This window comes from Hyphomonas sp., from assembly GCF_013823385.1.
GTDB lineage: Bacteria > Pseudomonadota > Alphaproteobacteria > Caulobacterales > Hyphomonadaceae > Hyphomonas.
The window spans coordinates 1-2182 of sequence record NZ_PNMA01000108.1 but is presented as its reverse complement, the minus strand read 5'-3'; the positions used below and the strand labels follow the sequence as shown (position 1 = coordinate 2182).

Here is a 2182-nt window from a genome sequence, read left to right as displayed (position 1 = left end):
CTGCTCTGCTACCCAACCTTGGACCACTCTGGTCTAGAGTTTTCCGCCTTGCCCGGGTCCGGAGGGCTGGTGGCCCCGGTCGGGTTTGCCAGCATGATCGGGGGGATATTCCCGATCGCGCTGTGCGGTCGCTCTTCGTTGTAGTGTCTACGCCAGCGGTCCAGCTTCTCGCAAGCGTCTTCCAGCGACAGGAACCAATGCGTGTTCACGCATTCGCTGCGCAGCTTGCTGTTGAACGCCTCGATGAAGGCGTTGTCCGTCGGCTTGCCAGGCCGCGAGAAGTCGAGCGTCACGCCCCTCTGATAGGCCCATAGATCCATGTCTCGCGAGACGAACTCACTGCCATTGTCCACCCTGATGGTCTTCGGATAACCCACCTTCCGGCAGGTCCGATCAAGCGTGGCCACTACATCCTCGCCCCGGTAGCTGAACCGCGCGTCGATCACAGGCGAGAACCGGCTGAACGTGTCGACCACGGTCAGGATGCGCAACTTGCGACCCGTCGCGAGCTGGTCGTGGACGAAGTCCATTGCCCACACATCGTTATGTCGCACCGCCGGCGCACGATCCTCGCGCAGCTTCGCCTTCACCCGCCGCTTTGGCGTCTTGTTGCGCAGTTGCAGGCCCAACTCCCTGTAAAGCCTGTAGACCTTCTTTGCGTTCACCACCCAGCCTTCCCGACGAAGGATGTGATAGACACGGCGATAACCGTAGCGGACGTGTGTCTCGCAGATGGCCTTGATCCGCTTCTTGATCGCGGCCGGATCGGTACGACGGGACTTGTAGTGGTAGCTCGAGGTGTCGAACGGCAAGACCTTGCAAGCCCTGCGGATCGACACGCCCCAGTCCGCCAGCATCCCGCCGACCAGTTCGCGCTTCCGATCCGGCCTCAGAGCTTTCGGCGGACAATATCCTGCAACATCTCCCGGTCGAGCGTCAGGTCGGCCACGATCTTCTTGAGCCGGCCGTTTTCCTCCTCCAGCTCGCGCAGCCGACGCATCTCGGTCGGCAGCAGCCCTGCGTACTTCTTCTTCCAGTTGAAGTACGTCGCCTGGCTGATCCCAGCCTTCCGGCAGACCTCCGCCACCGGTGTACCTTCCTCACCCTGCTTGATCACAAACGCCTTCTGCGCGTCCGTAAACTTCGATGCCTTCATGCCACGCCTCCGTGCCCAGCCAAGGAATCTGAGGCCGAAAACTCTAGCTCAAACCGATCCAGTTTTCAGGTGGCAGAGCAGCTCGGCGTCGGCGTTGGCATTGGTTTGGACGTAAGGATCGACCGGCAATTCGCCCGTCGCCGGGTCTCGCTCTTTCACCTCGACCCCGAATTCCGCGTCCCAATCAGTGCCCTCAGCGGGCGCCTGTTGCAGCAACATCAGGCCAGCAGCTACGGCAGCGGTCATCAGCATGGGGGAGACTCCTAGGTCAGAACGCGAGCTGAGCGGAAAGGAATACGCCGCGCTGTTTGGAAATGGTGGCGATCGAGCCAAGGTCTACATAGGCTGCGGCCAGCGTCAGATGGTCGCTGAGGGCAAAGGCGGCAAACACATCCAGCCAGTCGTCATCGCCGAACCCAAGATTGTCGGGCTTGCTGCGATATTCGGCTCCAAGTACGGCACGGCGCGAAATCTGGTAGCCCAGTGAACCTTCGAATTGCAGCTTGTAGCCTGCACCCGTTGCCGATCCAAAGCCGAGCAGGCCCAGCTCGTTCGCCTGCGTGTAGCGCAGCGTCGCGTTGACCAGCAGACTGCGGGCGAGGAACAGCTTGGTGGCTGACAGAGTGAAATCGGTGCCGCTTGCATCCGCGGCGCCCAGCGTGCGGACCAGCACACCGTCGCGGCTCCGCTTGTGCTAGAAGCCCACCGCGATCTGCGGCAGCCAGAACTCCCCATAGACAATGTCGCCCGCAATGCGGAGCTTGGCGCCGAAGGTGTCGAGGTTGAAGGTGTAGCCCTCACCGATCCCCAACCTCGTGCCAATATCGCGCGTGTCGAAATCGGCGTGGGCATAGCTCAGCTCCACCCGATCGCCGATCCCCAACATCACGCCGTACGACCGCCAGCCATAGTCGGAAAGCTCGATCGCAGTGCCGTGAGCCAAAGACCGATCCCGCCTGCCATCTGTCGCCCACCGATGGTCGCCCAGCGGGCAAGGCCACCGCCCGACGAGCCATCGACTGTAGT

General features: G+C 61.9%; 2 protein-coding genes and 1 pseudogene. All 3 read right to left on the bottom strand.

The window, feature by feature from the left end; all coding sequences use genetic code 11:
• Positions 1–8: 8 nt before the first annotated feature.
• A protein-coding gene (locus C0456_RS20145; RefSeq protein ID WP_291056365.1) for an IS3 family transposase occupies positions 9–1156 on the bottom strand; the annotation gives its coding sequence in 2 pieces (ribosomal slippage) (positions 9–895 and positions 895–1156; 1149 coding nt in all).
• Positions 1157–1204: 48 nt separating this feature from the next.
• A complete protein-coding gene (locus C0456_RS20140) occupies positions 1205–1408 on the bottom strand; it encodes a hypothetical protein (RefSeq protein WP_291056362.1) in 204 nt (67 codons plus the stop codon).
• Between the two features lie 16 nt (positions 1409–1424).
• Positions 1425–2042 (bottom strand): annotated as a pseudogene (locus C0456_RS20135) (DUF3034 family protein).
• Positions 2043–2182 lie beyond the last annotated feature (140 nt).